General features: G+C 43.4%; 25 protein-coding genes and 2 pseudogenes. 24 read left to right on the top strand and 3 right to left on the bottom strand.

Annotated elements, in window-relative coordinates; translation table 11 throughout:
- Nucleotides 1-299: 299 nt before the first annotated feature.
- A complete protein-coding gene (locus QM873_RS02435) occupies nucleotides 300-470 on the bottom strand; it encodes a DUF3042 family protein (RefSeq protein WP_003002781.1) in 171 nt (56 codons plus the stop codon).
- An 83-nt stretch (nucleotides 471-553) separates the two neighbouring features.
- On the opposite strand from QM873_RS02435, the gene miaA reads away from it, so the two are divergent.
- From miaA to QM873_RS02485, 10 genes are all read left to right on the top strand, one after another.
- Nucleotides 554-1,444, top strand: a complete 891-nt coding sequence (gene miaA / locus QM873_RS02440; RefSeq protein WP_414278729.1) for a tRNA (adenosine(37)-N6)-dimethylallyltransferase MiaA — start codon at nucleotides 554-556, stop codon at nucleotides 1,442-1,444.
- Nucleotides 1,431-2,681, top strand: a complete 1,251-nt coding sequence (gene hflX / locus QM873_RS02445; protein WP_195562879.1) for a GTPase HflX — start codon at nucleotides 1,431-1,433, stop codon at nucleotides 2,679-2,681. Before miaA ends, hflX begins: the two co-directional genes overlap by 14 nt.
- Nucleotides 2,665-3,285, top strand: a complete 621-nt coding sequence (locus QM873_RS02450) for a cystathionine beta-lyase (RefSeq protein WP_414278831.1) — start codon at nucleotides 2,665-2,667, stop codon at nucleotides 3,283-3,285. The genes hflX and QM873_RS02450 overlap by 17 nt, the downstream gene beginning before the upstream one ends.
- Nucleotides 3,286-3,295: 10 nt before the next feature.
- Nucleotides 3,296-4,225, top strand: coding sequence for a ribonuclease Z (gene rnz, locus QM873_RS02455; protein ID WP_195348018.1), 930 nt, complete (start codon nucleotides 3,296-3,298; stop codon nucleotides 4,223-4,225).
- Between the two features lies 1 nt (nucleotide 4,226).
- Nucleotides 4,227-4,982 carry an SDR family NAD(P)-dependent oxidoreductase gene (locus tag QM873_RS02460; protein ID WP_414278730.1) on the top strand — a complete coding sequence of 252 codons (756 nt, stop codon included), beginning with the start codon at nucleotides 4,227-4,229 and terminating at the stop codon, nucleotides 4,980-4,982.
- A gap of 10 nt (nucleotides 4,983-4,992) precedes the next feature.
- Nucleotides 4,993-5,703 (top strand): class I SAM-dependent methyltransferase, encoded by a 711-nt coding sequence (locus QM873_RS02465; RefSeq protein WP_414278731.1) that lies wholly within the window; start codon nucleotides 4,993-4,995, stop codon nucleotides 5,701-5,703.
- 1 nt (nucleotide 5,704) lies between these two features.
- Nucleotides 5,705-6,109 (top strand): GNAT family N-acetyltransferase, encoded by a 405-nt coding sequence (locus QM873_RS02470; RefSeq protein ID WP_414278732.1) that lies wholly within the window; start codon nucleotides 5,705-5,707, stop codon nucleotides 6,107-6,109.
- Between the two features lie 333 nt (nucleotides 6,110-6,442).
- A complete protein-coding gene (locus QM873_RS02475) occupies nucleotides 6,443-7,225 on the top strand; it encodes a hypothetical protein (RefSeq protein ID WP_414278733.1) in 783 nt (260 codons plus the stop codon).
- A 307-nt stretch (nucleotides 7,226-7,532) separates the two neighbouring features.
- Nucleotides 7,533-8,999 (top strand): hypothetical protein, encoded by a 1,467-nt coding sequence (locus QM873_RS02480; protein ID WP_414278734.1) that lies wholly within the window; start codon nucleotides 7,533-7,535, stop codon nucleotides 8,997-8,999.
- Between the two features lie 351 nt (nucleotides 9,000-9,350).
- Complete coding sequence (locus QM873_RS02485; protein ID WP_414278735.1) at nucleotides 9,351-10,709, top strand: hypothetical protein; 1,359 nt, start codon at nucleotides 9,351-9,353, stop codon at nucleotides 10,707-10,709.
- Between the two features lie 221 nt (nucleotides 10,710-10,930).
- Here the strand turns inward: QM873_RS02485 and QM873_RS02490 are convergent, their stop codons facing one another.
- Complete coding sequence (locus QM873_RS02490; RefSeq protein WP_023022951.1) at nucleotides 10,931-12,880, bottom strand: Cna B-type domain-containing protein; 1,950 nt, start codon at nucleotides 12,878-12,880, stop codon at nucleotides 10,931-10,933.
- Nucleotides 12,881-13,465: 585 nt separating this feature from the next.
- On the opposite strand from QM873_RS02490, the gene recJ reads away from it, so the two are divergent.
- From recJ to QM873_RS02520, 6 genes are all read left to right on the top strand, one after another.
- A complete protein-coding gene (gene recJ / locus QM873_RS02495) occupies nucleotides 13,466-15,679 on the top strand; it encodes a single-stranded-DNA-specific exonuclease RecJ (protein ID WP_414278736.1) in 2,214 nt (737 codons plus the stop codon).
- Complete coding sequence (locus QM873_RS02500; RefSeq protein WP_414278737.1) at nucleotides 15,679-16,272, top strand: TipC family immunity protein; 594 nt, start codon at nucleotides 15,679-15,681, stop codon at nucleotides 16,270-16,272. The genes recJ and QM873_RS02500 overlap by 1 nt, the downstream gene beginning before the upstream one ends.
- A gap of 155 nt (nucleotides 16,273-16,427) precedes the next feature.
- Nucleotides 16,428-16,940, top strand: coding sequence for an adenine phosphoribosyltransferase (locus QM873_RS02505; protein ID WP_003002788.1), 513 nt, complete (start codon nucleotides 16,428-16,430; stop codon nucleotides 16,938-16,940).
- 101 nt (nucleotides 16,941-17,041) lie between these two features.
- A complete protein-coding gene (metA, locus tag QM873_RS02510) occupies nucleotides 17,042-17,986 on the top strand; it encodes a homoserine O-acetyltransferase MetA (RefSeq protein WP_414278738.1) in 945 nt (314 codons plus the stop codon).
- A 9-nt stretch (nucleotides 17,987-17,995) separates the two neighbouring features.
- Nucleotides 17,996-18,682, top strand: a complete 687-nt coding sequence (locus QM873_RS02515) for a DnaD domain-containing protein (RefSeq protein ID WP_120702020.1) — start codon at nucleotides 17,996-17,998, stop codon at nucleotides 18,680-18,682.
- A gap of 21 nt (nucleotides 18,683-18,703) precedes the next feature.
- On the top strand, nucleotides 18,704-19,891 hold the full coding sequence (locus tag QM873_RS02520; protein WP_123159278.1) for a glycerophosphodiester phosphodiesterase family protein: 1,188 nt from the start codon (nucleotides 18,704-18,706) through the stop codon (nucleotides 19,889-19,891).
- Nucleotides 19,892-20,197: 306 nt separating this feature from the next.
- Here QM873_RS02520 and add read toward each other — a convergent pair whose 3' ends face one another.
- On the bottom strand, nucleotides 20,198-21,217 hold the full coding sequence (add, locus tag QM873_RS02525) for an adenosine deaminase (protein ID WP_414278739.1): 1,020 nt from the start codon (nucleotides 21,215-21,217) through the stop codon (nucleotides 20,198-20,200).
- Nucleotides 21,218-21,356: 139 nt separating this feature from the next.
- Between add and yghU the strand changes: the two genes are divergently transcribed.
- From yghU to QM873_RS02565, 8 genes and pseudogenes are all read left to right on the top strand, one after another.
- The gene (gene yghU / locus QM873_RS02530; RefSeq protein WP_414278740.1) at nucleotides 21,357-22,148 is read left to right on the top strand and encodes a glutathione-dependent disulfide-bond oxidoreductase; all 792 of its coding nucleotides are present in this window, start codon (nucleotides 21,357-21,359) and stop codon (nucleotides 22,146-22,148) included.
- Between the two features lie 81 nt (nucleotides 22,149-22,229).
- The gene (locus QM873_RS02535; protein WP_414278741.1) at nucleotides 22,230-22,928 is read left to right on the top strand and encodes a tRNA (adenine(22)-N(1))-methyltransferase; all 699 of its coding nucleotides are present in this window, start codon (nucleotides 22,230-22,232) and stop codon (nucleotides 22,926-22,928) included.
- On the top strand, nucleotides 22,906-23,703 hold the full coding sequence (locus tag QM873_RS02540; RefSeq protein WP_414278742.1) for a Nif3-like dinuclear metal center hexameric protein: 798 nt from the start codon (nucleotides 22,906-22,908) through the stop codon (nucleotides 23,701-23,703). The genes QM873_RS02535 and QM873_RS02540 overlap by 23 nt, the downstream gene beginning before the upstream one ends.
- Before the next feature lie 9 nt (nucleotides 23,704-23,712).
- Entirely contained in the window at nucleotides 23,713-24,819 is a 1,107-nt protein-coding gene (locus QM873_RS02545; protein ID WP_414278743.1) for an NAD(P)/FAD-dependent oxidoreductase, read from the top strand.
- A gap of 221 nt (nucleotides 24,820-25,040) precedes the next feature.
- Nucleotides 25,041-25,218 (top strand): annotated as a pseudogene (locus tag QM873_RS02550) (ZIP family metal transporter); the annotation flags it as partial.
- Nucleotides 25,195-25,338: pseudogene (locus tag QM873_RS02555) on the top strand (zinc transporter); the annotation flags it as partial. The pseudogenes QM873_RS02550 and QM873_RS02555, both read left to right, overlap by 24 nt.
- A 92-nt stretch (nucleotides 25,339-25,430) precedes the next feature.
- Nucleotides 25,431-26,300 (top strand): glucose-1-phosphate thymidylyltransferase RfbA, encoded by an 870-nt coding sequence (rfbA, locus tag QM873_RS02560; RefSeq protein WP_006596504.1) that lies wholly within the window; start codon nucleotides 25,431-25,433, stop codon nucleotides 26,298-26,300.
- Nucleotides 26,300-26,893, top strand: a complete 594-nt coding sequence (locus QM873_RS02565; protein WP_414278744.1) for a dTDP-4-dehydrorhamnose 3,5-epimerase family protein — start codon at nucleotides 26,300-26,302, stop codon at nucleotides 26,891-26,893. Before rfbA ends, QM873_RS02565 begins: the two co-directional genes overlap by 1 nt.
- Nucleotides 26,894-26,896: the final 3 nt, after the last annotated feature.

The following is a 26,896-nucleotide window of genomic DNA, read 5'->3' on the forward strand; positions in this document are numbered from 1 at the left end:
AAACCGGAGTTTTTTTAGATTAAAAATAAATTCTTCTGAAAAACTTTCCTTAGGTGAGTACGGACGTCAGCGAACTTCAAAGAAGTTCCATGACTTAGTTTTGAGCCTAAGGTCTCAAAACTACCGAGTGCCTGAAACATATTTGTTTCAGGCACTTTTCTCACAGCGGAAAGTTTTGACTTGCTTAAAATCTTAAATAATAAATAACTTTTTTGAAAAAATTATCTAGCTAGTAATGTAAAAATAGTTTGTCTACATTCACAAAAAAAACTCCGGTTTCCCGGAGTTTTTTCTTTTGATTAGTGTGATACACGACGACGTGCTGCTTTTTTGCGGTTTTCTTCGATGAAAGCTGCTTTTTGTTCTTCAGGCTCGATTACTTTTTTCTTGAATGTGTAAACTGCACCTGCTACAGCAGCAACTGTACCAGCAACACCAGTAACAAAACCTTTACCAAATCCTTTAGCCATGAGAATTTCTCCTTTTTAGAACTTTAAATTTTTATGTTATAATATATGGTAACGAAAAAATGCGATTTTTGCAAGGAAAAACGATGAAAAACAAGATAATTGTGATAGTGGGACCGACCGCTGTTGGGAAAACAGCCCTCGCTATCGAGGTGGCCCAGCGCTTTCAGGGGGAGGTCATCAGCGGAGATAGCCAGCAGGTCTACCGCACTCTAGATATTGGAACGGCCAAGGCTAGTCCAGAAGAGCAGGCAGCAGCTCCCCATCATCTGATCGATGTCCGCGAGGTGACAGAGACTTACTCAGCCTACGATTTTGTGACAGAAGCCAGCCAAGCCATCGAGGAGATTCAAGGACGGGGGCACCTTCCTATTATTGCTGGAGGGACAGGCCTCTATGTTCAAAGTCTCTTAGAAGGTTATCACCTAGGAGGGGATGTTGCCCACGAGGACATTCTAACCTATCGGGAGTCCTTGTCCCCCCTCACTGATGAAGAACTGTTTGATCGAGTAGCAAAAGAGGGAATTGAAATTCCGCAGATCAATCGTAGACGAGCAATGCGGGCCTTGGAAATCTCCCATTTCGGTCAGGACTTGGAAAATCAAGCTCCAGCCTATGAACCCTATATCATTTGTCTAGACGATGATCGCCAAGCCTTGTATGACCGCATCAATCGACGGGTGGATCTCATGGTTGAGCAGGGCTTGTTAGAAGAAGCCCAGTGGCTCTATGACCACCATCCTGAGGTTCAGGCTGCGAAAGGGATTGGCTACAAGGAACTCTTTCCTTATTTCAAGGGGGAGCAAAGCTTAGAAGAGGCTCTTGAACAGCTCAAGCAAAACACGCGCCGTTTTGCAAAACGCCAGTTGACCTGGTTCCGCAATCGGATGACAGTTCATTTTTACCAGATTGGAGAAGAAGGCTTTAAGGAGCGGGTCCTTCAAGATATAGAAAGATTTTTAAATGATAGAAACTGAGAAAAAACAGGAGCGGGTCCTCATTGTTGGTGTCGAGCTCCAAGGCATGGAGAACTTTGACATGTCTATGGAGGAGTTGGCCAGTCTAGCCAAGACAGCCGGGGCAGAAGTCGTAGGGATCTACACCCAAAAGAGAGAAAAGTACGATAGCAAGACTTTTGTCGGCTCTGGAAAGCTAGAAGAGATTGCCCAAATGGTCGATGCAGATGAGGTTTCGACAGTTGTCGTTAACAACCGTTTGACCCCTCGCCAGAATGTGAATTTAGAAGAAATCTTAGGTGTAAAGGTCATCGACCGGATGCAGTTGATTTTGGATATCTTTGCCATGCGGGCACGAAGCCACGAAGGTAAGCTCCAGGTTCATCTAGCCCAGCTCAAGTACCTCTTGCCCCGTCTCGTGGGTCAAGGGATCATGCTCAGCCGTCAGGCCGGGGGGATTGGTTCCCGTGGACCGGGAGAAAGTCAGCTGGAGTTGAACCGCCGGAGTGTCCGCAATCAAATCACCGATATCGAGCGTCAACTCAAGGTGGTCGAGAAGAACCGTGAAGTGGTACGGGAAAAACGCCTAGAATCCCCCATCTTTAAGATTGGCTTGATTGGCTATACCAATGCCGGCAAATCAACCATTATGAATGCCTTGACCAGTAAGACCCAATACGAGGCAGATGAACTCTTTGCGACCTTGGATGCGACCACCAAGAGTATTCATCTAACAGGCAATCTACAAGTAACTCTGACAGATACAGTCGGCTTTATTCAGGACTTACCGACAGAGTTGGTGACCAGTTTTAAGTCGACCCTGGAAGAAAGCAAGAATGTGGATCTCTTGGTCCATGTCATCGATGCCTCTGATCCCAACCATGAAGAGCATGAAAAGACAGTTCTTCAGATTATGAAGGATTTGGAGATGCTGGAGATTCCACGCTTAACTCTCTACAATAAAGCTGATAAAGTCGCGGACTTTACTCCGACTCAGACACCTTATCGCCTGGTTTCGGCCAAGGATCCCGATAGTCGGACTAAACTGCAGGACATTCTACTTGAAAAGATGCAGGAGCTCTTCCATCCCTTTACGATTCAGGTTCCTTTTGATCAAGCCTACCGCATCCATGAATTGGAGACCATTGCCATATTGGCTGAGCGTTCCTATGAGGAAACTGGTGAGGTCATAACAGGCTACATCGCCCCTAAAAATGCATGGAGACTAGAGGAGTTTTATCATCATGGATTATCTTAATATCGCCCTCAGCTATGGAGGCTATACCAGTCTCGACAAGGTCTATTTGGAGCGGATCTTAGAGGGATTGACAGAAGAGCAAAAGCTCCAGTTTATCACGCCACCGCCCAGTGTGATCAATGCCTACTTCGCTGAGCTTTACCAAAAGAAGAGCCCCGAAGCAGCAACTGACTACTTTGAACAAGTCACTGAGGCCTTTGACCTCTATCAGACCAGTCCTAGCTTTGAGGAAGACAAACCCTTTGTCCGTCTCAATCTGTCTGGCAAGGCCTATGGTTTTTGCTACCGAGAAAAGGGGCTGGCTCAAGTCTTTGCCCAGCAAGCAGAAGACATTCGTATGGACCTCTTGTTTGAGATTGCGCAAATCTTTCCTCACTATCTCGTCTATGAAGAGGAAGGCTTAATCTTGATGCGTCCGGTGAACGATCAAGAGGTGGTAGAGACCAAGGAATTGTCAGCTTTGTCTCAATTTGAAGATTTGGCAGATGGCAGCATCCGCCTGACTGGCTACAACCAGGACGAATTGGCACAATTAGCTAGGGCCTACCCAGGAAAAATCGCCGTTCGATCGAAGAATCGGACTGCTATGATCTATATTAGTTAGAAAGAATACAATGGAAATTCAATTTTTAGGAACGGGTGCGGGCCAGCCGTCCAAATCTCGTAATGTCTCAAGTCTAGCGCTCAAACTCTTGGATGAGATCAATGAAGTTTGGCTCTTTGACTGTGGAGAAGGGACACAAAATCAAATCTTAGAAACCAGCATCCGTCCTCGAAAAGTTAGCAAGATCTTTATCACCCACTTACACGGGGACCATATCTTTGGCTTACCAGGTTTCCTCTCTAGCCGCGCCTTTCAGGCCAATGAAGAGCAGACTGATCTAGAGATTTATGGACCGGTCGGGATCAAATCCTTTGTCTTGACCAGTCTTCGGGTTTCTGGTTCCCGCTTGCCTTACAAGATCCATTTTCATGAGTTCGATGAAGGTTCACTTGGGAAAATCATGGAGACTGATAAGTTCACGGTCTATGCCGAGGCCTTGGACCACACCATTTTCTGTGTCGGCTACCGGGTCATGCAGAAGGATTTGGAAGGGACCCTCGACGCAGACAAGCTCAAGGCAGCAGGGGTTCCATTTGGACCACTTTTTGGCCAGGTCAAAAATGGGCAGGATGTTACCCTGGAAGATGGTACCAAGATCATTGCTGCGGATTATATCTCAGCCCCTCGACCGGGTAAGATCATCACTATCTTGGGCGATACCCGGAAGACCAATGCCAGCGTCAGACTTGCCGTCAATGCAGATGTTCTCGTGCATGAGTCTACCTATGGCAAGGGCGATGAGAAGATTGCTCGTAAGCATGGCCACTCGACCAATATGCAGGCAGCAGAAGTGGCGCGTGAAGCAGGAGCCAAACGCCTTCTGCTCAACCATATCAGTGCCCGCTTCCTCTCCAAGGACGTCAGTCAATTGCGCAAGGATGCTGCGACTGTGTTTGAGAAGGTCCATGTGGTCAAGGACTTGGAAGAAGTGGAGATCTAAGATGCGAACTATCATCATCACAGGAGCGAGTGGAGGCTTAGCACAGGAAATGGTCAAGCTCCTTCCTGAGGACCGGCTTATTCTCTTAGGCAGAAATCAAGAAAAACTAGAACAAGTCTATGCTGGCCATCCTCAAGCCGAATGCATCGGGATCGATATCACAGATTCCTCAGCTGTCCAAAAGCTCGTCGAAGAGCTCTATCAGCGCTATAGACAGATCGATGTCTTGGTCAACAATGCAGGCTATGGGATCTTTGAAGAGTTTAACCAGATTACCAATGAGCAGATCCATGCCATGTTTGAAGTCAACACCTTTGCCCTCATGAACCTCTCACGCTTGATGGGGGCCCGCATGAAGGCAGCAGGCAAGGGGCACATCGTCAACATCGTCAGCATGGCGGGGTTAGTTGCAACTGCCAAATCTAGCCTGTATTCGGCGACCAAGTTTGCAGCCATTGGCTTCTCTAATGCCCTGCGGTTAGAACTGATGCCCTTTGGAGTCCATGTGACGACGGTCAATCCAGGACCCATCCGGACAACTTTCTTTGACCAGGCAGACCCAGACGGGACCTATGTCAAAGCTGTAGACCGCTATATTTTGGAACCAGACTTTGTGGCCAAGAAAATTGTCAAACACTTTGGAAAACCAAAACGTGAGCTCAATCTGCCTTGGCTTTTGAACCTAACCCACAAGCTCTATACCCTTTTCCCTCGTATCTCGGACAAGCTAGCCAGCAAGATGTTTAACTTCAAATAGGAGGATCTAGATGGCCGCAAATATTCAAGCTTATTTAGAAAACCTCCGGCAACCCTGGGGACAGATCTATTATGATATCCTTTTTGAACAATTAAAAGACATCAAAGGTAAGCGGGTGCTTGATTTTGGCAGTGGCTTTGGACTGGTGGCCAACCACCTAGCGAAAGACAATGAGGTCCTTGCTGTGGAGCCCAATGAGGAAATGGTGGCCTTGCGGATCCAAGACCATCCCTACCAGCAACTGGTCGGAAGTCTGGATCAGTTGGCAAGTCTTGAAGATGCCAGCTTTGAGGTCATCATCTGCCACAATGTCTTGGAGTATGTAGGGAATCGCGAGGCCGTCCTCAAGGCATTCACCCGCCTCTTGAAACCAGGAGGTCTACTCTCCATCGTCAAGCACAATGAGGTTGGCCGCGTCCTGCAGACTGTCGTCTTTGAAAATGATCCTAAGAAGGCGCTTGATCTCTTAGCCGGCCAAGATCTGGAAACCCACTCCATGGGCTTGGCCCAGGCCTATGATCTAGATAGAGTAGTAGAAGACCTAACCCTCAAAGTTCAGGACTACCAAGGAATTCGAGTCTTTTATGCCTTGCAGGACAATCGCTTCAAAAGCCAAAAAGGCTGGCGAGAGTCTATGCTTGAGATGGAGCTGGCAGTCTGCCAAGAGTCCCCTTATCGGGATATAGCCTTCTTCCAGCACTATAGGTTAAAAAGAGGTTAAGATGTTAGATTATAAACAAGAAATTCCAGCGATGACAGACCTAGTCGCACTTTACAGTTCGGTCGGCTGGACCAATTATACCAACAATCCAACTATGCTAGAAGAAGCTGTCAAAGCCAGTCTCTTGCAGTTGGCCGTCTATGATGAGAAAGAGCTCGTTGCCTACATTCGCTTGGTAGGTGATGGCCACTCTGTCATTTTTGTGCAGGATCTCTTGGTGCGACCAGATCACCAGTGCCAAGGCATCGGAAAGAAACTCTTAGAAGAGGCCTTAGCGACCTTCCCACATGTTTATCAACGGCTCCTCGTCACGGAACGGAGTGAGAAAAATCTAGCCTTTTACCAATCCCTGGGCTTTGTCGAACTGTCAGAGCAAGCTTGTACAGGGATGATTTATAATAATTGACGGAGAGAGAGTGGGACAGAAATCGGTAATTCGTTAGAATTCGATTTCGTCGTCCCACCTCCGCACAGTTGAGTAGGGCTATAAAAGCTGATGAAACCAGCGTAGTAGAGCCCACTCAACCACTGCGTCTTGCTCGACAATCCAAAAACAATTAAGAGGCTAGGACTTTTGTCCCAGCCTCTTTTCTTGTTTTTCCTGACATTCCTTGTAAATAATGGTAGAATAGAGCTAGATAAATGATACGTTGATGAGTATTTCAACTTGTGAGAATCTTTCATCCTATATAGTCCTCTATCTAACTTTTGGAAGTTTTCTATTTTTGGAGGTAGACCTATGAAAAACAAAGGTTATTCCCTTTTACTCCTAGTTCCCATTTTATTCTTAACGATGGTTCTAACCAGTTGTAAGATCATGACATCGAGTGATTACAAAAAGGCTAAAGAAGTTGTTAGCAGTGAGCTTGCTCAAGCTGGTCTTCATGGAAAAGTAACCATCACCAAGTTATCTTGGACTGCCCTAGAATTCCCAACTTATCATGTAAGCTACACCTACTCTGAGAAAACCTACGATGATCAAACGGTACGATTGGAAAATGAAACAACTTTTCATGATGACTGGTCAAGTTCATCTATTATTTTTCTTCCAGACTATAAGAAAGTGTTTTTAGAGCAGAAATCCATAAAAAATATCGAGGAAAAACTAGAGAAGGAAATAAAGAAGCAATCTCTCGGCCTTCCAATTGAATTCTCTATCTTTTTAAGTAACTTTTATCAGGAAGAAAAGGAGGAAATCCTGGATAGCATTGCAAGACAAAATTTCAAAGAAGGGAAAAAAGACTTTGCCGGCTACTATCAAATTCCTTTTCAAACCTTGATCGATCAAGAGTTAATCCGTATGACCATTTATGTAGATGATGCCGTGTCCGTTAAGGAGCAAGACCTAGAGGAGGCAGCTAAAAAGCTAGATGCGAGCAAACTACCGAATGGTTCCTATAGTTTCTACTATTCCAATCATAAAGATGATTCGGAAGACACGCTCAGTTACTCCTTCAAAGTGAAAGATGGGAAAGTTGTTTTTTATGAAGATCAACAGGACGGACTAGAAGATCAAAACTAAAAAGAGACTTCTTGGGTATCCTAATAAGATTTAATAAATCTATTTTTATAATGCTACTTAAATGGAGGCTGGGACAAAAGTCCTAGCCTCTCAATTGTCTTTGGATTATCGAGCAAGACGCAGTGGTTGAGTGGGCTCTACTACGCTGATTTTATCAGCTTTTACAACCCTACTCAACTGTGCGGAGGTGGGACGACGAAATCGAATTCTAACGAATTACCGATTTCTGTCCCACTCTCTATTATATATTTGACTGACAAAAGAGGGTATTGATGGTAAAATAAGAATGAAATCGGGAGGAGATAAGATGAAGAAAAATATAAAACGGTGTCTGTTATTTTGGGGTATGCTATTCCCCTTATTCTTAAGTGCTTGTCATCAAGGAAGTACAGAAAAAAAGGATTCCTCGAATAAGAATCTACCGAAGAAAACGGTTCGAGAAGACATCCATTTTGACAAAACAGGACCAGCTGCATCATTTGATTGGAATGCTAAGAGTGGTAATAAATACAGAACATTTGATCATGATCCTTCATATATGAGATCAGCTCCGAGTGACGGGATTTCTAAATATAGTCTGCAACAAAATGAAGCTCCTCTCGATGAAGAGGGAAAAGTTCAAAAAGCTTTGCAAGTAGTTGAAGCAATTTACATTGACCAAGATGAAATGGGCACAGTAGTCAAGGCTAGTGGAGTAATGAGTCAGGAAGAAATGTACAACCGGATCTGGAAGGACTATATTGTTCCTAAAATAGAAGAAAGTAATAGGACATTTGATTCAAATACTTATTTTGAGTATCTAGGAGAAAAATATCCGCTCAAAATCTATGGTCCCATGTATTTAAAATTAATGACCAATGCTCTCCGTACTGAAAAGAGTTACGAATTAAAGGGATATGCAGTTAAGGGGAATAAGGTAATCCTTAAAATTCAAACACCAGCCTATAGCCCAAGTCAATTACCAAGAGGAAAAGGGTACAGATTGAGTATTGATCCCAATAATCCAAATGAGACCATGTATGCTTGGTTAGATGAACTACACGAGAAGTATGCTGAAAAAGACAACCGAGGAGACCATCTTTCTTATATAATGCTTTCTACCATCTTACAACATTTAGTTAAGGAAAATTTTAATGCGAGTTTTTCAACCGGTAATATGATTGGTAGTACGGAAATGACGATTGAAATGGAGGTGACCAACCAAGGTCAAGTTAAAATTGATACTAAAAATTTGGCACTCTTGTTACAAATTCCTCAACAAATGCAGAAAGCTAATCAATCTGGAGGTGGAAATGATAATAGTATCTTCTGGCCCATCAATACTGATAGCGTCACTGATGAAGGAAAGGTAAGTGAAAAGCTAAAAGATTTTAACCCACAAAATCCGGTCAAAAAATATGCAATTGGAGAGCCAGTTGTATTTGCTAATGGCTTAGAAGTTACACTGAATAGTGTAATAGACGATCCAAATTTGGATGTTCAGGATGATCAAGACCGTATCGATAAATCGAAAAAACAACATAGACTGATCGTTGAATTCACACTATCAAATCCAACATCTCTTCGTATTGAAAGTACCCCGAATTATTCCAATGTCGAGCTCTATGATGGCAAAGGAAAATCTGCTTATATGCTGAACAATACGCTAAATTACGACCAGCTAACAGTCCTTGAGGCGGGGGAGTCAGCTAAATATAAAATTAACTATTTAACAGATGGGGATGGACCATTTATAATCGTATATGGTGACACGAAATGGGTGATTCAAAAATAAGGAATACTTCTAGCTAGGAATTGATGGACTAGAAGAGTAGGTCCAGTCTCGTGTTTGTCGACTTTTAGTTTTTTTATTAGACAGTCATCACATAATGCAAGAGAGTGGGACAGAAATCGGTCATTCGTTAGAATTCGATTTCGTCGTCCCACCTCTGCACAGTTGAGTAGGGCTGTAAAAGCTGATGAAATTAGCGTAGGAGAGCCCACTCAACCACTGCGTCTTGCTCGACAATCCAAAGACAATTGAGAGGCTAGGACTTTTGTCCCAGCCTCTTTTTTCAACCACTGACACTTTATAAGAATCATGGTAAAATAGTTTGTAGGAGCTAGTGATTAGGGGGAACTGTTTATGCCTAAGTTATTTAAGTCAAAGATGTTTTTATTTACTTTATTCGTCGTGGTAGTTGGCTTTGTGTACTCTATCAAAGAACAACTTCGTGAAAGGGAATTGCGTCAGTATGTTCAATGGAAACCGAGGCCAGTAATTAAGGACTATGAATTTATTCATAACGGGGAAGCACTAGTTATCGAATGGGACGATGGTGATGAGAGAGAATTAATTGAAGAAGTTAATAAAGGTAAACCAGAATTTGCGTACCAACTTAATACACATGATGGTGCAAGTGGTGAGCGCTATATCATGCAAGAAAGCTATAAGTTAAAAGCGAGTAGTGATAAGTTTTCACGATATCGTACTGCACCAGATTCTGCGCCTTATCTAAGTTACAATGAGCCCAAAGAAGGGGAGTATTGGTTGATTGATGTATACGACACGAAGGATCGAAAACTAAAACCTAAAACCTATGATGTCTTTAAAATGGTACGTGACTATAATAAGAAATATATCCCACTCGATATTTCAGAAGAAATATACGAAACAGAGGATAATGAAGTATACTTTCTTATTACTATGTTAGCACCTAAGGAATCAAAAGTAGTGATTGAAAATGGGGCTATGAAAGTTGTTACGGAGGAGTTTAAAGAGACTTCACAGTACCCGGTTGAGGAGGGGTTGATTGATGCAAAAACAGGAAAAATATCTAAAAAAAGTTCCTCTGGTAAAAGTGTTGAAGAAGTTATAACGGAGTCAAAACAGAGACTTGAAAATAGACATCCATTCGCTCTTATGACAAAGACGAAATTATCTGGTTCCGGAGGAAATGACTATTTTTCTAGAGGATTACAACTTAGGTTTAATGAAAGTTTTAGGGAATCTGAAAGGTACAAAATATCTCTAGCATCAGTCTATCCAAAGGTCTATCAGATGTTGAAAAATCACTATCGCTCAGTTTTGTATTTCTTAGGCAAAGAAGATGTAGAGTTTCGTCTCTCCTTTTTAGAATTACTAACAAGTCCCTATGATTCATTCGTTAAAGATTTCACGCTTCCTGCTGAATTTTCTGTAGATGGGCAAGAGCACCTTGTTCAGAATAAAGAAGAATTTCTTCAATACTTCAAATCTCAGCCTCAAAAACACAGTACTAATTTTGAGTTAGATCTTATGAATATATTTTACGAAGAAACACCAGAAGGATACATAAGGAAAGAGCTTTTTAAAAATTTGACCATTCCCGCCGAGTTTTCAAAAGATGGTCAAGAACATGTGATTCAAGATACGCTCCAATTTCAAGAGGTCCTCAATATTGAAAAGATAGAAAATGAAAAATTAAGGAAGAAAATAATAGAAACATTCCCATATATGAAATAGACTGGAATATAAGTGAAGATACAAAAGAGCCTAGTGAAGTTTTCACAGGCTCTTTTATATAACCTCTAGGACAGAAAAATGAGAATGAGGTAGGACTTGGTTTTCTAGTTTATTCTATCGTCATAGGTCCATAAAAAAGAGAGAGAATGTGATTCTCTCTCGTGCTATTAGTGACTAGGAGGTGGAGCTAGTGCAAGCTAATAGTGGTAATCTGAACTGAATTACTTATCAGTCATTTTACGTTTCAAGACAACGGCACCAGCCAAGACCAATACTCCTGTAAGGACAAGACCTGTTGCGACAACTTCACCTGTACTTGGAAGAAGTTTCTTACGTCCGCCACCATTGCTTCCACCGTTTGGTCCAGTTGGATTTTCAGGTGTAGTTGTGGTAGAAGAATTAGTACCTTCAGGTGTTGTACTAGGTTTAGTACTTGGTCCTTCAGGTGTTGTACTTGGTGTTGTATGTGGTGTTCCAGGTGTAGTAGTTACTGTAGTCTTAGGCTCTTCTGATGAAACAGTTGTAGCAGGAGTCTTAGGAGTAGTAGTTACTGTGGTCTTAGGCTCCTCTGTAGAAACAGTTGTAGCAGGAGTTTCAGGCGTAGTAGTTACTGTCGTCTTAGGCTCTTCTGTAGAAACAGTTGTAGCAGGAGTTTCAGGCGTAGTAGTTACTGTAGTCTTAGGCTCTTCTGTAGAAACAGTTGTAGCAGGAGTCTCAGGCGTAGTAGTTACTGTAGTCTTAGGCTCTTCTGATGAAACTGTCGTAGCAGGAGTCTCAGGTGTAGTAGTTGTTGTAGTAGTGGTAGTAGTAGTTGTAGTTGTAGTTGGTTTGTTTGATGTGTTAATGACCTTGATCACGTTTGCATCATCAATTTTTTCAACTTTTGAAGTGTAACCTTCAGGTGTGTTTGTTTCCACTACTGAGTACTCAATCTTCTTACCGTCTTTGATACCAGGCAATTTTGTAAATGTTGCTTGCCAACCAGAAGCTTTCGTAAGAGTTTGTGTCATCCCTTCCAAGGCTTGGCCATCAGCATACAATTGAACTGTGATATCTTTACGGTCTGCTTCGCTATCTCCAACCCATTCTTTTTGAACGGTCACAGTTGTGTCACCAGATACCCAGAATTTCAACTCAGTGTTGTTCCAGAAAGCTGGATCTTCTTGAGGAGTTGTAATTTCGTCAGCTTTCAATGTAGCGTTGTTATCTACACGAATGGTAGTCTTAGGAATTAATGTTTGGTATTCAATGATTAATTCTTCGTCTGTAGCTGTTTTGAAAACATCACTGACATCTGATAAATTCACAGTAAATCCATTACCGTCAGCATCGAATTTCACATGTTGCCAGAAGTCCCATCCTGAAGCAACCACTTGTCCACCTTTTCTTAATGTGAAGGATGGTTTCAAGTAAGTTCCCACGAAGAATTCACTTGCTGCATGGTTAGCAGCTGGAGCAAAAGTGATTTTTGAGTAATCTACCGCTGGAGCTTGGATTTTATCTGATACAACAGGATTTGTGATGGCTTGTTTCTTACCATCTCCGTTGATACGGATGAACCATTTTGTAAGGTAGTAATCATCTCCAACATTCATCCATGCATAGTTTTCAGATGCATCTAATTTGAATTGCTTAGCAACATAGTCCCCAGTAAGGTTATATTTATTGATCACAGATTCAAATACGCCTGGTCCATCAGGACGAGTGATGACAACGGATTCTGAACCGACTTTAGAAGTGGCAGTTTTGTTGCCAGGGTTTCCTGGTGTGTTATCCCATTCCGCTTTGTATGAGAATCCACCTTTTACGTTTTGGTTCATGGATTCGATTGCTTTTTTGAAAGTAAAAGTAATCTTTTTACCTGTCATCGAAACAGTCGCCACTTCAGCACCGTTTGCTTGTAGTGATTGTGTTGCGATTTCAATAATATTGACACCTTCTGGAGCGTCGATTGTGAAAGTGTCACCTTCTTTAACAGATTTACCTGTTAAATCCCAGTCGAAAGAAAATGTGACCTTTTGACCAGCTGCTGTTGCTTTAAGGTTTGTAATGGTTGGTGTAACAGTCGCTGCAGAGACTGGCTTAATAATTGATAAGCCAAGAGCAACTACACTAATCATTGCTACAAACGCGAATAATTTTTTATAGAAAGTTTTCACTTGTTCCTCCATTCCTTTTTCCTGGTTTGGAAGTAGATCACTTTTTTTCCACACATTTTAAGCGTGTCCAGTTCTATACCGACAAGGAGTCGGTTAGATGTTTATGACGGTTTTTCTGCTAGGACTGAATGGTAGAGACCATTATTGTAGCCAGAGAAAAGCGGAAGTCGACTGGGACAGCTTAAAATAAAAAACTGATTGTCCTTTCCACACACAGAATTAATAACTCCAATGGCCATAAAGTCAAGGATTTCAAACCAAGACGGCTGAAAAACCGATCAGTCCGTTACCATATAATTTAAAGCCACTTATATTACAATCCTTTGCAGTGTCAAGTAATTTGTATCTAAATAATAAAAAAATATAGTAGAAACTATTTATAGGGAGGGTCAGTCATTCGTAAAATGAATTTAGCGGAGATAGAGTGGTTCTAATGGATACACTTGAAATGGGGTTCCAGTGTGTTAGTGGGGAAACTATAATGGGTTATCTTCTATTTACTCCTCCCAATCTTTCTAAATAGGCTCTTTCATTTTCCTGATTCCTGGCTTTCATGTTATAATATGCTGATAAGAAAAACAGGAGACAAGGACTGAGATGATCACGTCAAAATATGAATGGCAGTTTGCTAAGCCCTTTTCAGATGATACGTTTTTGGCGCAAGCAAAGAAGAGAGGATTAGAAGCATCCGCAGCCAAGTTACTGGGAGAAAGAGGGATCCAGACGGAAGAAGCGCTGGATCGTTTTCTAGAACCGCGGCTAGAAGATCTCCATGATCCCTACCTGCTTCACGATATGGACAAGGCAGTGGATCGGATTCGCCAAGCTATTGAAGATTATGAACACATCCTAGTATATGGGGACTATGATGCAGACGGGATGACGGCCGCTTCTATCATGAAGGAAACCTTGGAGCAGATGGGGGCGGAAGTAGCAGTCTATCTACCCAACCGCTTTACAGATGGGTACGGTCCCAATGCCAGTGTCTACAAGTACTTTATCGAACAGCAAGGGATTTCCCTCATCATCACGGTAGACAATGGAGTAGCTGGACACGAAGCCATTGACTTGGCCCAAAGCATGGGAGTAGATGTCATTGTGACGGACCACCATGCCATGCCAGAAGTCTTACCAGATGCCTATGCCATTATTCACCCGGAACATCCAGATGCCGATTACCCTTTCAAGCATCTAGCAGGCTGTGGGGTTGCCTTTAAGTTGGCCTGTGCCCTTCTAGAGGAGGTGCCTCTAGATTTTCTAGATTTGGTAGCCATTGGGACCATTGCGGATATGGTCAGTTTGACAGATGAAAACCGCATCTTAGTCAAGTATGGCCTAGGTGTCCTTCGTCAAACCCAACGGATCGGCCTTCAGGAAATGCTCAAGTTGGCCTCCATCGCCCCTCAAGATGTAAATGAAGAAACGGTTGGTTTCCAGATTGCCCCTCGTCTCAATGCCTTGGGTCGCTTGGATGACCCTAATCCAGCGGTCGAGCTCTTGACAGGCTTTGATGATGAAGAAGCACTAGAGATTGCTCTGATGATTCAAGCTAAGAATGAAGAGCGCAAGGAGATCGTGCAAGCCATCTATGATGAGGCCAAAGCTATGGTCGATCCAAGTCTTCCGGTTCAAATCTTGGCCAAGGAAGGATGGAATCCTGGTGTCTTAGGAATCGTGGCTGGTCGACTGCTAGAAGAGCTCCATCAGCCCATCATCGTCCTAACCATAGACCAAGGCAAGGCCAAGGGTAGTGCGCGAAGTCCAGAAAGTGTCCATATCTTCGAAGCCCTGGATCCCCATCGTGATCTTTTTATCGCCTTTGGGGGCCATGCGGGTGCAGCTGGTATGACTTTGGAAGTAGATAATCTTCCTCGCCTGACCGAGATTTTTTCTGATTATATTCGTGAAAAAGGGATTGACCTGACGGCTAAATCTACTCTCTTTGTAGATGAGGAGTTGGACCTTGAAGAGCTGACCTTGGATACCTTGAAGAGCTTTGATCGTTTAGCACCTTTTGGGATGGACCATAAGAAACCCGTCTTTTACATTCGAGATTTCCAAGTGGAGTCTAGCCGGACCATGGGAGCCGGCAATAGCCATCTGAAGTTGAAGATTCAAAAAGGCAATGCCCGCTTTGATGTGGTGGCTTTTGGTCAGGGCCATTTGGAATTGGAATTCTCCCAAGCGAAAAATTTGGAGTTGGTGGTATCCTTGGCCATCAATCAATGGAATGGACAGACCACCCTGCAATTGATGATGGTGGATGCCCGTGTAGAAGGAGTACAGCTTTACAATATCCGAGGAAAGAATGCTCCTCTCCCACAAGCCATCCCACTCTTTAGTCAGTTAGAAGGAGGGGTAGAATCACCAGCAATTGTCATCGATCGCATACCAGATGACTTGACAGAATTGAAAGCCCTCTTCCAAGAACAGAGCTTCCAAGCGGTCTATTTTAAGAATCACCTAGACAAGGCCTATTATTTGACCGGTTATGGCAACCGCGATCAATATGCCAAACTCTATAAGACACTGTACCAGTTCCCTGAGTTTGATATCCGACATAAGCTGAGCCAACTATCAGACTACCTTAAGATTCCACAGGTTTTATTGATCAAGATGATAAAGATTTTCCAAGAATTAGGCTTTGTTCAGATTGAAAATGGCATCATGACTGTCAACAAGGATGCGGAGAAGAAGGAGATTACCTCTAGTTCCATCTATCAGGACTTGGTGAAGACGGTCAAAGACCAAGAGCTCATGGCTCTAGGATCTGTGCAAGAAATCTATGATTATTTAACAGGATCGATTTAATGAACAAGAAGAAAATAATCCTCTGGCTCAGTCCTTTCCTGCTTTTTGCCCTCTATTGGCTGGGGATCTACTTGAGTTTGAGAAACCCCATGGAGGAGATTAACTACGCTGAAAATGGTGGGTGGATGCGCTATGTCATGTTTAGGCCCTTTACAGAAACGATCGGAAGTGATCGCATCTGGAAGGAAGATGAAGGATTTCAAATGTATCCCTATTCAGATGACATCGTTGGTGGTCAGGAAGACCTATCTGTCATGATGTTTCGAGACAGTTCTGAATGGGTTTACTGGTATGAATACCATCTAAACGAAAATGCATACGTTTGGATGACCTTCAAATACAATTCTAAAAAAAGAGCATTGATTCAAGAAAAAGTGTATCTTTACGAGGATAATCAAACAGTTGAAGGAAGTGTTTTTTTACAGAAACTTGCTACCTACGGCAAAGACCTCACTTGGCTTCGAAACCAAAGCAAGAAGGTCGCCGAACAATACATCCTTGGTACCTGGTTCAAGAATGGTAGCTCGCGCTATTCTTTGAAAAATCTGGGCGATATGACAATCGAGTACAATGAATTGTTAGAAGAGAAGTAAGACATTTTTTCGAATCCAATCCCACATCTTTTTTGGATGTGGGATTTTGTTTTCTTTGCAGGAGGGTAGGAAAATGATTTAGTAAAAAATGATGCACGTTAATAGAATTCATGGTATAATGGAATGTAAAAATTTTTTATGAAAGAAAGTTAACCATGAATTTAAAAGATTACATTGCAAGCATTGAAAACTATCCACAAGAAGGAATTACCTTCCGTGATATCAGCCCTTTGATGGCAGATGGCAATGCTTATAGTTATGCGATTCGTGAAATCGTTCAATACGCAACCGATAAGAAAATCGACATGATCGTCGGCCCTGAAGCGCGTGGATTCATCGTTGGATGTCCGGTCGCTTTCGAGCTCGGTATTGGTTTTGCGCCTGTTCGTAAACCTGGTAAATTGCCACGTGAAGTCATCTCGGCTGACTACGAAAAAGAATACGGTGTGGATACCTTAACCATGCACGCTGATGCTATCAAACCAGGTCAACGCGTTCTCATCGTCGATGACCTCTTGGCAACAGGTGGTACCGTTAAAGCAACCATCGAAATGATCGAAAAACTCGGTGGAGTGGTTGCAGGTTGTGCCTTCTTGATCGAGCTCGATGATCTCAAAGGCCGCGAAGCTATCGGAGACTACGATTACAAGGTCTTGATGCATTACTAATATAGTTTAGAGCTATATCTAGATAGAGAAAAACCATAATTGAAAACTATATGCTCCTGTCTTATAATAAGAGGTAACAACTTGTAAGATAGGAGCTTTTTATGCCAATTACCTTAGATAAGAAATTACCAGCAGTTGATATTCTTCGCTCAGAAAATATTTTTGTCATGGATGATATTCGGGCAACGCACCAAGATATTCGTCCGATGAATGTTCTGATTTTGAATCTCATGCCGACTAAGGTAGCCACTGAGACTCAACTCTTACGCCTCCTGGCCAATACTCCCTTGCAGATTAATGTGGATTTCCTCTATATGACCAGCCATGAGTCTAAGACGACAGCGGCAGAACATATGGAAGTCTTCTACAAATCCTTCGAGGATATTAAAGAGAACTATTATGACGGCTTGATTATTACGGGAGCTCCCGTAGAGAAACTAGCCTTTGAGGAAGTGGATTACTGGGAGGAGCTAACAAAGGTCTTTGCTTGGTCGAAGCGCCATGTCTTTTCAACTCTGCACCTTTGTTGGGGTGCCCAAGCTGGTCTCTATTACCGCTATGGGATTGAAAAAGTAGCTCTCTGCGACAAGCTATCTGGGATCTATGAGCAAACAGTCATGAATCCTCAGAATCGCTTGATGCGTGGCTTTGACGATGCTTTTTTGGCCCCTCACTCACGTTATACAGATGTCCCCTTCAAGGAAGTGCTAGAGAAGAGTAACTTGCAAGTCCTGGCTCAGGGGGGTGAAGTAGGACTATCTATCCTGGCCAGTCCAGACCTTCGAGAGGTCTATAGTTTTGGTCATTTGGAGTATGACCGTGATACCTTGGCCAAGGAATACCAGCGAGATGTCAAAGCAGGCTTGAATCCAGATCTTCCGAAGAATTATTACGATCAGGATGATAGTAGTCGGGAACCTCGGATGCGGTGGAACTTAGCGGCAGCCAACTTCTTTAGTAATTGGATCAATTATGCAGTTTACCAAGAAACTCCTTATCGTTTGGAGGAGTTAGAAAAAGATATTTCATTTTATGGTTACCTATAAAGGGGTAGTATGACATATTCACAAGCATTTAAGTCGGGCAATTTGGTTTTACCAAGTGCCTTACTTTTCCATTATCACCATTTATTTAAAGACGCAGAGGATTTTCTGGTTTGGCAGTTCTTTTATTTGCAAAACACAACCAACCAATCCAGCCTCACACCTAATCAAATTGCAGATGCGATTGGCAAGTCTGTCGCAGAAGTTAACCAGTCTATGTCTCGCCTGACCAACCAAGGTTTGCTCCAATATCGGACAATTGAGTTAGATGGCGAGATTGAAGTTCTTTTTGATGCGACCATTGCCCTCGAACGCCTGGATGACTTACTTCAAAGTAAGACAGACACGGTACAGCGTGGGCAAGACAAGCAAGCAGAAAATGAACTGGCTGATTTGGTCAAAACTTTTGAGCAGGAGTTAGGACGTTTGTTGACGCCATTTGAAATCGAAGATTTGACGCAGACAGTCAAACAGGACCAAACAGACCCTGATATTGTAAAGGCTGCCTTGAGAGAAGCTGTCTTTAATGGCAAGCCTCACTGGAAATATATCCAGGCCATCCTGCGCAATTGGCGACGGGAGGGGATTGCCAGTTTGACACAATTAAAAATCAAACAACAAGAACGGGAAGCTCTTCAGCCTGAAAATGTCACAGTTTCAGATGATTTCTTACAGGCGATGGATTTGTGGAAAGATTAATAGAGGAGATTCGGTTTAGAGATGAGAAGGGGAGATAGAAAGGAAAATAGATCGCACAAACGGATCTATTCAGCCTTATTTGTATTAGGAACAGTAGTCATTCTTGGTTTTCTTGGTTTGTATATTAGCAAGCTAAGCATGATTTCGTCTGGTTTGTATCCAGTTGAAGAATCTTTGGTCCAAGCAGGCTATAAAAAAACATCGGATGGTTTCGAAAAGAAACAATCCAATGTCACCATTACAATTAAATGGAATAAAGAGAAAAAGCAATTTGATAAAAACCATTACCTTATTTCGACTCAGCAAGAAGCCAAATTATTGTCTTCTCAGTATGTGGATAAAGAAAGTTTAGAAGTGCTTACTAACGGGAAATTTTCAAACACCTTCGGATTTGTCCACTATACGGAGAACAAGAAAAAGAATTGGTTAAAGGATTCGCCAAGATTGGTTGCCCATGCAGGTGGTACCATACGTGAGAAAGAATACAATACTTTTTATACCAACTCCCTGGAAGCTTTGCAACAGAATTATGGTCTAGGGCATCGTTTGTTTGAAATGGATTTCTATTTAACTAGCGATCGTAAATTGGCGGCTGTCCATGACTGGCATCAATTTGGGAATAAAGATGGTGTTGCTCTTTCATCAGAGGAGTGGAAAAACTTCAAAGCCTATGGTTCTCCAGAGACACCAAGTCGCTTTACGACCATGCTGATTGGGGATGTTTTAGATCAGATGGTCATTAACTCTGATATGGTATTGATCACAGATACCAAATCGATGGAAATCCCTAAGGAAGATACTGTTACGCAATTCGAGCAAATTGTAACTGAAGCTAAAAATCGAGATGAGTCTCTATTGGATCGTGTGGTTCCACAAATCTACAATCAAGAGATGTTCGGGGAAATCGAAGCCATTTATCCTTTCCAACATATCATCTATACCTTATATTCTTCGCCAGATAGTGCAGAAGAGGTTATCGATTTTATTTCAAAACATAAGGAAATCGAGGCAGTGACGATTTCATTTGCTGATCCTCGCTTCAATCAGGATTTTATTGATGCTGTTCATCGACTGAATAAACGAATTTACATTCACACCGTTCATACTTATGATGATTTAACCAAGTATGCCAATGTAAATGTAGACGGTTTTTATACCGGTTTGCTAACTCCTAGAGACGTAGCATTGTATGAATCAGTTTCTAAATAAAAAAATACTAGCACTTTACAAAAGTGCTAGTTTTTGAATGTAAACAGACTTCTTTTGAATCAAATGCAAAAGAATATATTGGTGATTTTAGCGTGAGACAAGCGAATATTGGAACTTTCTGCTGTGAGAAAAGTGCCTGAAACAATAGTGTTTCAGGCACTCGGGAGTTTTGAAACGTTAGGTTCAAAACTAAGTCATGGAACTTCTCCGAAGTTCGCTGACGTCCGTACTCACCTAAGGAAAGTTTCCAATAAGTTTCTGTCTTCAACCTTAAGCCATTGCTTAATTAAATGCAAGCTAATATATTTATAAATAGTCCGCGTAAGCCTTTTCTAGTTTGGTTAGGAGTTCTTGTTTTTTCTCATCACTAGCAAAGGAAGCCTGGATGTCATCGACATTGTGCTGGTAAAAGTCAGCTGGCGTTGTTTGGAAGTGGCGATGGTAGAGGGCATATTCCTTGGTCAAATCCGTATCAGAGACGGTCCGGTTATCGGTGTTGATACTAATATGGGCTTGAGCTTCCTTCATCTTGAGGTAAGGGAAGTCCGCCACAGTGGCAGTAGCTTTGGTTTGAAGGTTACTGGTCAAGCAGAGCTCACCGGTGACCCCATTTTTCACAAACTCATTTAGAAGCTCTGGTTCATCCGCTAGCAAGGTCACGTGACCATTTCGTTTGATACCATAGGCCATGGATTGAGCGACATTGGCTGGGCAGTGGCACTCACCAGCATGCAGGGTCATGGGACGGTTGTATCTTTTGACCTGTTGGATGAGGGCATCAATGGCTTGTGGTGGATAGTGGTGCTCATCCCCAGCGAAGTCAAAGCCAACAAAATCCTGATCTCTAACTTGGTTGGCTTCTGCCAGGATACGAGAGGTGAGTTCTTGATCCGACTGGCGCATGCCACAAACGAGGGCTTTGGCTGTAATGCCGAATTCATCCTGGGCTTGGCGCAGTCCTTCACAGACAGCATCGATTGTTTCTGGAACAGTGAGCCCTTGGTCCATGGACAATTCTGGGGCAAAACGAACCTCAATGTAGACGACATTTTCCAAAGCAGCTTGCTTGGCCACATCGTAAGCAGCAAGGGTCAAGGCTTCCTTGGTCTGAAGAAGAGGGCGAATGTAGTCGAAGGCCTCCAAATAGTCCAAAAGATTCTCACAGTGGGCAGGTGCAGTGACATGGTGCTTGAGCTCTTCATCACTAGCAGGGAGGTCAATATTGGCCATGGCTGCCAATTGGCGAATGGTCGGAAGCGACAAGGAACCGTCTAAGTGGCAGTGTAGTTCTGTCTTTGCCAAACTATGAAAGTCGATCGTGGACATGTTTTTTCTCCTTCAAAAATGTATTTTTTCTATACTATCATTTTGGCAAGAAAAGTCAAGTAAAGCTAGCGTAGCAGATTTTTGAAACTAGCGACTGGATTTGATATGCTAGTAGTAACATAGACAAAGGAGAAAAGAGATGTCAGACTATCAATTACCAGAAGTATGGGAAGCACCGAGCCAGATGGGAGGAGCCTGGGGTGGCTTGAACCAACCAACAGCAGGTGCCCGCTTTGAACAAACTCTTCCAAAAGGGGATCATCCTTTCCAACTCTATACCCTTCCGACACCAAATGGGATTAAGGTGACCATTATGCTGGAAGAATTGAAAGAGCTTGGAGTGGAAGCTGGTTATGATGCTTATCGGATTAAGATTGGCGAGGGAGATCAGTTTGGTAGTGACTTTGTAGCCATCAATCCAAACTCGAAAATTCCAGCTATGTTGGATCAATCAGGAGAGGAAGCGATTCGGGTCTTTGAATCGGCCAATATTCTCTTGTATCTAGCAGAGAAATTTGGCAAATTTATCCCGACAGATCCTGCTAAGCGGACAGAAGTGCTCAACTGGCTCTTCTGGCAGACGGGTGCGGCACCTTTTTTAGGCGGAGGATTTGGCCATTTCTTCCATTATGCTCCTGAAAAAATCGAGTATGCCATCAACCGTTTTGCCATGGAAGCCAAACGCCAATTGGACCTGCTGGACAAGGAATTGGCGACCAAACCTTATATCGCAGGGGATGACTATACCATTGCAGATATTGCCATCTGGTCTTGGTATGGCCGTCTAGCCCAAGACAAGGTCTGGGACCGTGCCGGAATTTTCCTAGATGTGAAGGAATACAAGCATTTGCAAGCCTGGACAGAGAAAATCGCCAATCGCCCAGCTGTGAAACGTGGCTTGGAAGTGGACTATAAGGAAATTAATGCATAAGAAAAGGGCGCCGTCGCGCCTTTTTTTAATGGTGCAAACATGGTATACTAAGGGATGGAATAAAAGTTTAGAAAGTAGCACATGGAATTTACAAAATTATCAAATCGCTTGGACTTAGTGGCTAGCTTTGTCCCAGCTGGAGCGCGTCTGTTGGACGTGGGGAGTGACCATGCTTATCTACCAATCGCCCTCTTACAAGAAGGTAAGATTGAGGTTGCTATTGCTGGTGAAGTGGTAGAGGGACCCTATCAGTCTGCCCTGCAAAATGTCGCCGATAATGGCTTAGAGGACAAGATTGAAGTCCGCCTAGCCAATGGCTTGGCAGCATTTGCCCCAACCGATGGCATTTCCTGTATCACCATTGCTGGCATGGGAGGACGCTTGATTGCAGATATCCTAGCGGCAGGTCTTGAGAAATTAGCCAGTGTCTCTCGCTTGGTCCTCCAACCCAATAATCGGGAAGATGAACTGCGGGCTTGGTTAGTCGACCATGATTTCCGCATTGTTGATGAAGCTATCTTGGAAGAAAATGAGAAGTTTTATGAGATCCTTGTGGTCGAACAGGGTTCTCAAGAGTTATCAGCTAAGGAACTACGCTTTGGTCCCTATTTGATGCGGGAACAAGCTCCAGCCTTTGTCCAAAAGTGGTCCAAGGAAGTAGAGAAATTAGCCTTTGCCTTGGAGCAGGTCCCGGTTGAGAATCAATCTGCCAGAGCATCGTTAGAAGAGCGCATCGCACAAATCAAGGAGGTTCTACATGTTAGCAAGAGAAGTCATTAAACGCTATGAAGCTTACTGTCCTCAGGAGCTTTCCATGGAGGGAGATGTCCGTGGCCTACAGGTCGGTACCTTGCAAAAAGACATCCAAAAGGTCATGGTTGCCCTAGATATCCGCGAGCAGACGGTGGCTGAAGCTATCGCCCATGGGGTGGACTTGATTATCGTCAAGCACGCGCCCATTTTCCGTCCGATTAAGGATTTGGTAGCTGATCGGGCTCAAAATCAGATCTATATCGATTTGATCAAGCATGATATCGCAGTCTACGTCAGCCATACCAATATTGACATTGTCCCAGATGGTCTCAACGATTGGTTCTGCCAACTTTTGGACATTGAAGATACAGAGCCCCTCAGTATAACAGGAGAAGGACTCGGAATCGGGCGCATCGGTCAGGTGTCCGCCCAAACCTTTGGTCAGTTGGCTGAAAAGGTCAAAGAAACTTTTGGACTAGATGCTTTGCGCTTGGTCAGTTATGACCAGACTGATTTGGATCGGGTTGTTACGCGTGTCGCCATCTGTGGAGGAAGTGGCCAGTCCTTTTACAAGGATGCTCTTGCTAAGGGGGCTGAGGTCTATATAACAGGAGATATCTACTACCACACGGCTCAAGACATGCTGAGCGATGGGCTCTTGGCCTTGGATCCAGGGCACCATATCGAGGTTCTCTTTGTCTCGAAACTAGTAGAAAAGCTTAACCAGTGGAAGGCTGAAGAAGCGTGGGAGATTGAAGTGATTGGCAGTCAAGCCAGTACCAATCCTTTTTACCATATCTAAGGGGCCATCATGAAAGTTGCCATTATTGGTGCAGGGATCGTGGGATCCACTGCAGCCTATTATTTATCCAAAGAAGCACAGGTGGCTGTGACCGTTTATGACCATGGAGTCGGCCAAGCAACTAAGGCGGCTGCTGGCATTATTAGCCCTTGGTTTTCTAAACGGCGGAATAAGGCCTGGTATCGCCTAGCTCGTCTGGGAGCAGACTTTTACCAAGAATTGGTAGAAGACCTGGCCAAGGACGGAATCAAAAGAGATTTTTACCAGCAGACCGGCGTCTATCTTCTCAAGAAAAATGAGGAGAAATTAGAGGAACTCTATCAGTTGGCACTGAGTCGTCGGGAAGAATCTCCCTTGATCGGAGACTTAGCGATTTTAACCAAAGAAGAAGTGGCCCAGCAATTCCCAGGGCTGCAAGGTTTTGAGAAGCTGCTCTATGCATCAGGTGGAGCCCATGTAGAGGGGGCCCTTCTGACAGTTACCCTTCTTCAGGCAAGTGGGGCAAGAGTGATCAAGGAAGAGGTTGCTCTCTCAGTCTCAAGTGCTGGCTATCAGATTGCAGGAGAAAGGTATGACCAAGTTATCCTGGCAACAGGAGCCTGGCTGGGACAAATCCTCGAGTCGATTGGCTACCAAGTTGATGTCCGTCCGCAAAAGGGGCAACTGCGGGATTATCAGCTAGACCTAGATACTGATGAATATCCTGTGGTCATGCCAGAAGGAGAGCTGGATATCATTCCCTTCCAAAAGGGCAAGATCAGTATGGGAGCCACTCATGAGAATGAGATGGGCTTTGACCTGATGGTGGATCAAGCTCTGCTGAATCAGATGGAAACAGAAGCCTTGGCCTACTATCCAGAACTAGCTCAAGCGACAGTTGTTGGCGAGCGCGTTGGTACACGGGCCTACACCAGTGACTTTTCACCATTCTGGGGGGCTCTTCCCAATCAAGCTGGTATTTATGTCGCCAGTGGCCTAGGTTCGTCCGGCCTCACAACAGGTCCCCTCATTGGTTGGCATCTAGCCCAACTAGTGGCAGGAGGCAACCTACGCTTAGATTCAGCAGATTATCCAGTTGAACAATATGTGAAGAAGAGAGTGGGACAAAAGTCCTAGCCTCTCAATTGTCTTTGGATTATCGAGCAAGACGCAGTGGTTGAGTGGGCTCTACTACGCTGATTTCATCAGCTTTTACAGCCCTACTCAACTGTGCGGAGGTGGGACGACGAAATCGAATTCTAACGAATTACCGATTTCTGTCCCACTCTCTTTTTTTCGAAGGACCTTCCTTCATTCGGATAAAAATAGTAGAATAGAACAAGTGAATCAACAAGAAAATGGGAGTTGTTATGAATTGGTTTCAATCACAATCCGTGGTCTTACAGGCCTTTCTCGCAGGATTGTTTACATGGGGCTGTACCATCCATCGTAGGATCAGCCATCGTCTTTTTCTTCAAGCATATTAGTCGCAAATTACTGGACATTATGATGGGCTTTGCGGCAGGCGCTATGATCTTTGTAGTGGTCGAAGAGTTGATCCCAGACTCGCAGACTAATGGCAACACAGATGTTGCGACCCTCGGTCTCGTGGTTGGCTTTGTCATTATGATGATCCTAGACGTCGCTTTGGGATAAAGTGTCATCACCTTGCAACACAAATGCAAGGTGACTTTTTTATATAAACATGATAAAATAAGGGTAATGACTACGTAGAAAGGCCTAACATTATGAAAGGTATTATTTTAGCTGGTGGTTCGGGGACTCGTTTGTATCCTTTGACCCGTGCTGCTTCCAAACAGTTGATGCCCATTTATGACAAACCAATGATCTACTATCCACTGTCAACCCTTATGTTGGCAGGGATCAAAGATATCCTGATCATCTCAACTCCGCAGGATCTTCCTCGTTTTGAAGAGCTTCTTGGAGATGGTTCTGAACTAGGAATTTCCCTCTCTTATGCAGAGCAACCAAGTCCAGATGGCTTGGCGCAAGCTTTCATCATTGGAGAAGAATTTATTGGTGATGATCATGTTGCCCTCGTTCTTGGAGATAATATCTTCCACGGAAATGGCTTAACCAAGATGTTGCAACGGGCGGAAGCCAAAGAAAAAGGCGCGACTGTCTTTGGTTACCAAGTCAAAGATCCAGAACGTTTTGGTGTGGTAGAGTTTGATGCGGACATGAATGCCGTCTCAATCGAAGAAAAACCAGAACATCCAAAATCGAATTTTGCGGTGACTGGGCTTTACTTCTATGACAATGATGTGGTAGAGATTGCCAAAAACATCAAACCAAGTCCTCGTGGAGAGCTCGAAATCACCGATGTCAACAAGGCCTATTTGGAGCGTGGAGATCTCTCTGTTGAGCTCATGGGCCGTGGCTTTGCTTGGTTGGATACAGGAACTCATGAAAGTCTCTTGCAGGCTTCTCAATATATCGAGACTGTTCAACGTTTGCAAAATGTCCAAGTAGCCAACCTTGAGGAAATCGCCTATCGTATGGGCTATATTACTAAAGAGCAAGTCTATGAATTGGCTCAACCTCTGAAGAAAAACGAATACGGACAATATTTGCTCCGTTTGATTGGAGAAGCTTAATGACAGAACAATTTTTCGGAAAAGAATTAGCAGCCCGTAAGATTGAAGCGATCCCAGGTTTGCTGGAATTTGATATTCCAGTTCATGGAGATAACCGTGGTTGGTTTAAAGAAAACTTTCAAAAAGAGAAGATGCTTCCCTTTGGATTTCCTGAAAGCTTCTTTGCCGAAGGCAAGTTGCAAAATAATGTTTCTTTCTCACGCAAGCATGTTTTGCGTGGCTTGCATGCAGAACCTTGGGACAAGTACATCTCTGTTGCAGATGAAGGAAAGGTTCTTGGAACTTGGGTAGACCTTCGTGAAGGTGAGACCTTCGGGAATACCTACCAAACTGTGATTGATGCTTCAAAAGGAATCTTCGTACCACGTGGTGTTGCCAATGGTTTCCAAGTCTTGTCTGACAAAGTAGCCTACAGCTATTTGGTCAATGATTACTGGGCATTGGAACTCAAGCCAAAATATGCATTTGTTAATTATGCAGACCCAAGTCTAGACATCCAGTGGGAAAATTTGGAAGAAGCAGAAGTCTCAGAAGCTGACAAGAATCACCCATTGCTCAAAGACGTCAAACCCCTAAAAGCAGAAGATTTGTAAATT

The organism is Streptococcus australis, from assembly GCF_047463015.1.
In the GTDB taxonomy this organism is placed as follows: Bacteria; Bacillota; Bacilli; order Lactobacillales; family Streptococcaceae; genus Streptococcus; species Streptococcus australis_F.